We start from the raw sequence: 4,914 nt of genomic DNA on the forward strand, positions 1-4,914 counted from the left end.
CTTTTTGGACGGGCGGGACGCCCATCCCACAATAACAATTAAAATTGTAAGTTATTTAATTCGCGATCCTAAGTAAATTTTGAACAACAAAGAGGTTCGAGGGAAGAAAAAATTCTTCCCTCTTCCTTCTTCCTTCTTCCCTCGAACCTCGAACCTCGAACCTCGAACCTCTTCCTTCTTCCCTCGAACCTCGAACCTCGAACCTCTTCCTTCTTCCCTCTTCCTTCAAAAACCTAACTGGGGGAAATCTTCCGTTAACTGAACTTGCAAAATTTGGCCGGGTTGAATCGTAGCAGGTTGAGGAGCAGCGACGTAAGTTGTAGCAACACCACCGGCTGCTCCCGCCAACAAACCGATACCAGAAAAGCCGCTCAGCAAGAACAAAGCTAAGCCACCAATACCAGTATTTCGCAACAAACTGCGATCGGAAGGCTCTTGTCGGCGGCCGCCCACGGGCTCCGAGCGAGCGAAGAGAGGGATATTGCGGCCGTTGAGACTAATAGCTTCGACCACAAATCGACTGCCGAGGTTCGTTGTTTCAAACCGGCCTATGACCGGCGTATTAGCAGGTACGATCGTATTACCGCGACTGTCGAGAATTCCCCCTTGCAGCAACAGCACTTCCTCTCGGCTGGGCTTCGCTTGCAGGCGCAAAGCCCGATCGCCTGGGTATAGCAAACTGAGCTCCGTGCCCGTCGGTAACAAGACATTCGCCCCAGCCGCAGCCTGCAAAGGAGCATTCGATCGTCCGCGAGGAAGCGGTTCACCAAAAGTAAGCGTCCGCTGTTGGGGTGCTGCTGCAGCCGTTATTTGAGGATATAGGCGGGGTAGAGCAGCAGCTTGTACCCCACGGCGTTCGTCAAGGCGAACATTGACTAAAGGCACTCTTAGCGGCCGGATTTGGTCATTTGGAGTTGGCGGCTGCGAATAATTTGTAGCGGGATTCAGGGAAGTAGGAGGCTCAGCTCGATCGACCTTTGAGGCAGCAGTTGAGTTGGAATCAGTCGGCGGCTGGTTTTGCGGTACTTGTATTGCAGGCTGGGGTTTAGTTTCGGGAGTTTCCATAATTGGAGTCGGTTCGATCGAAGGGCGTAACACCCAGCGATTTTCTACCCCAATTCTTTGGAATTGAACTTGCCCTGCCCTGAAACCGACTCCTGGAGCCAAATTGACCAGAATTCTCGCCCTTCCCGGTTGAAGTTGACTCACCCCCACAGAACGCACTCTACCTTGTGGGTATAGCTGAGTTGCATCTACTCCGATCTCAGTATTGGGCAAATCCACAGCAATCTGAGACGGGTTGAGTAGAGAATATGTGGGGGTTGTTCCCTCTGGGAGAGTAATTTCTAGCTGATTTGTCGCCGGATCGAATTGCCAACTTGTGACTGTAGAAGCATTTGCTGGTTCCAGTGTTGCGGCCACTGCTGCAACTGCGGCGGCGACTGCTAGACTCAGACTCAGTGACTCGATCGCAAACAATCCGGGTGCTAGAGAATTAACAGTCAATTTTTGTAAGTCTGCCCAAAATTTTCGTGGTAATTTTCTGTATGGCATGGCTGCTGGGTGAAATTTTTGATCTGAAATAGATTATGGATGGGAAAATTTTGCCTTCGGATGACGCTGAAAGTTTAGCATTATTGCGATATGAAAAATTTAACTAAATGGAAATTATTGCGATCGCGCTTCGTTCTTAACAACAAATGGTGTCAGGTTAGACAAGATGAAATAGAATTGCCAAGCGGACAAATTATAGACGACTTTTTTGTTAATGTCCGACCCAATATCGCCCTCGTATTTGCCACGACAGAGCAGCAAGAACTTGTATTAGTGCGCCAATACAGGCACGGAGTAGGCGAAATTTTGCTGGAACTGCCTGCTGGATCTTTCAACCCTGCTGAAGAGAGCGGGAAATCGGCAGCCGCCAGAGAACTTGCCGAAGAAACTGGATATGTTGCTGAAGAAATTTTGGAACTCGCAACCTTATATGATAACCCCGTCAAAGACACCAATTCTATCTACCTATACTTTGCTAAAAATGTCAAGCTTGCTAGCAAAATCCAATTGGATATTACAGAAGATATTGAAGTAGTTTTAGTCCCAATTACCGAAGTTTTGTTAAAAATAGCAAACCGAGAAATTTGTGTAGCAGGAAGCATCGCAGCTATTTTTTTAGGATTAGAATTTTTGAATAAACAGCGGTAAGGTGCTGTGTGAATGGAACCCTACACGCTGTTTTTTGTGAAACCTGTCTTAAGGAGAAAGAGTCAGAAAATCCAGAGAAGTAATAGTATTATCAGCCCCAAAAACCTGAGCCAAAACCTGACCAGTCGCCGCAACTTGTAGCAGTGTGCCATTGGCCATCGAGTTAATTTGCAAAGCCTCAAAACTCAAGCCACCAGCCAGGACAAACTTATCAGTTCCTACGGAAAAATTGAGCACAGTATCAATACCGCTATTAGCGCTTAACACAAAACGATCGTTCCCCATACCCCCAATCAAAGTATCATCTCCCCCATCACCAAACAGCCAGTCATCCCCAACACCCCCATTGAGAATATCGCGATCTTTCCCGCCGTAAATAGTGTCATTACCATCATCACCATTGAGAGTATCTTGACCTTCATTGCCGTATAACAGGTCATCGCCACTGCCACCGTTGATGCAGTCTTGCTGGCCGTCTTCACCCACAGCGCCTCGCAGATTTTCCCCGCGATCGCCACTAATGGTATCGTTACCTTCATCGCCGCACAAAATATCGCTGCCCGAGTCGCCGTACATCAAATCATCGCCAGCATCTCCCTGTACTACATCGTCATCCTTGCCTCCACGAAGGGTATCGTTACCAAAACCCCCACTCAAAGAATCGGAACTCTCACCCGCATTGAGGAAGTCATTCCCCTCTCCCCCAAATAGCAAGTCGCGTCCATCAACATCGGACACTAACTCGTTTTGCAAGCCGCCGTAAAGCGAATCGTCTCCCTCATCGCCGACAATGGTATCGGAACCGAGTTCACCCCAAATCCGGTCATTATCTTTGCCACCATAAACTAAGTCATTACCTTTGCCGGCAAAAATGCTATCGTTACCGCTGCCGCCGCCGATGATATCGCCGGTGTCGTTGCCGAAAATTAAATCACCTTCATCGGTGGCAACTGTACTGCCCGCTGGAGTGCCGTAGTCGCCGACTATGGTGTCAGAACCTAGATTGCCGTAGAGAGTATCCGAGTCAGTTTCGCCGAAAATGCCATCGCCCCCTTTGCCTCCAAACAGCAAATCGAAGCCGTTACCACCTCGCAAGGTATCGTCTTGTTCTTGGCCGTTAAGTAGGTCGTTGCCATCGCCTCCCAACAGTAAATCGAAGCCGTCGGGGTCGCTATCGAGGGAGTTGAGGACGCCGCCAAACACAGAGTCGTCTCCCTTGTCGCCCCAAAGGGTGTCTGGGCCTTTGTCACCCCAAATCAAGTCGTTGTCGATCCCCCCGTAAGCGATGTCTGGGCCTTTGCCGGAGTAAACGGTGTCGGAACCTTGATTGCTACCAATGGCGTCGCCTGAAGAACCGCCAAAAATTAGGTCGCCGTCGTTGTCGGTTAAGTCGATGTTGTTGCCGTTGTCGCCGACTATGGTGTCGGCACCGCGATCGCCGTACAATGTGTCTCCATTGCGATCGCCAAAAATGCGATCGTTGTCTTTGCCACCAAATACGGCATCGGTTTCTTTGCCGGCATAAACGATGTCGTTTTCGAGGCCGGAGGCGATGAAGTCTCGTTGTTGTTCGCCGAAGATGATATCGCTGCCGCCTTCACCTAACACTGTGTCGTCGCCCTCAAATGAGAGAAACAGTTCGTTAGTTTCGTTCCCTGTTAAGGAATCGTTTCCAGGAGTGCCGATGCTGGTGTTTTGGATGTCGATGAGTTGTGCGGCGTTGGAGTCGAAGTTGAGTATTTGTGAAGGCTGGGGTGGGATAAATGTGATGTTGGGCGGTAGGGGCAGTGGTTGGCAACCGCAACTGGTATCGGGTTCGGGTACTGGGTTGAATATAGGGGTTGCTTCTGGGGTTGGTGTTGGTGTTGGTGTTGGTTGCGGGGCTGGGGTTGGTGTTGGTGTTGGTGTTGGTTGCGGGGCTGGGGTTGGTGGTGTTGGTTCCGGCGCGGGTGTTGGTTCCGGCGCGGGTGTTGGTGTTGGCGGTGTTGGTGGTGTTGGTTCCGCTGCGGGTGTTGGTGTTGGCGGTGTTGGTGGTGTTGGTTCCGCTGCGGGTGTTGGTGTTGGCGGTGTTGGCGGTGTTGGTGGTGTTGGCGGTGTTGGTGGTGTTGGTGTTGGTGTTGGCGGTGTTGGCGGTGTTGGTGTTGGCGGTGTTGGTGGTGTTGGCGGTGTTGGTGGTGTTGGCGGTGTTGGCGGTGTTGGCGGTGTTGGTGTTGGCGGTGTTGTTGGTGTTGGTGGTGTTGGTTCGTTCAGGGGAATGGCAGAGACAGTAGCGCTGGCGGGGCTGGTAGCGCCCTGATTGTCTGTAGCGCTGTAGGTGAAATTTGCTGTTGTAAAGTTGGCTGTCGATTGGAAAAATAATTGGTTAATCTCAGCAGGTGTCAGAATTTCACCGGCGGTGACAATCCGGCCGCCGGTTTCGGGATTGCCTAAAAATATCAGCCCTTCATTTGCTGGTGGGACGGTGTTGATGGTGAAGGATGCGATCGACCCGTCGGGGTCGGTTCCTCCGAGTCCTGCGATCGCCACAGCGCTGCTGGAGGCGATTTCGAGGTTGACGTTGTTAGCTACGGGCGGTTCGTTTGGCATCGGCAGCAGCGCCGATACAGTAGCGCTGGCGGGGCTGGTAGCGCCCTGGTTGTCTGTAGCGCTGTAGGTGAAATTTGCTGTTGTAAAGTTGGCTGTCGATTGGAAAAATAATTGGTTAATCTCAGC

General features: G+C 51.0%; 3 protein-coding genes. 1 reads left to right on the forward strand and 2 read right to left on the reverse strand.

Features of this window, described 5'->3' with window-relative positions:
- Positions 1–225 precede the first annotated feature (225 nt).
- On the reverse strand, positions 226–1,554 hold the full coding sequence (locus QUB12_RS36450; RefSeq protein ID WP_333310954.1) for an AMIN domain-containing protein: 1,329 nt from the start codon (positions 1,552–1,554) through the stop codon (positions 226–228).
- A 90-nt stretch (positions 1,555–1,644) separates the two neighbouring features.
- Between QUB12_RS36450 and QUB12_RS36455 the strand changes: the two genes are divergently transcribed.
- Complete coding sequence (locus QUB12_RS36455; RefSeq protein WP_333310956.1) at positions 1,645–2,202, forward strand: NUDIX hydrolase; 558 nt, start codon at positions 1,645–1,647, stop codon at positions 2,200–2,202.
- A 48-nt stretch (positions 2,203–2,250) separates the two neighbouring features.
- On the opposite strand, the gene QUB12_RS36460 is transcribed toward QUB12_RS36455, so the two are convergent.
- Positions 2,251–4,914 (reverse strand): calcium-binding protein (locus QUB12_RS36460; RefSeq protein WP_333310958.1); only part of this gene is annotated, 2,664 nt, incomplete at its 5' end.

Source organism: Microcoleus sp. B7-D4 (assembly GCF_036705125.1).
Taxonomy (GTDB): Bacteria; Cyanobacteriota; Cyanobacteriia; order Cyanobacteriales; family Microcoleaceae; genus Microcoleus.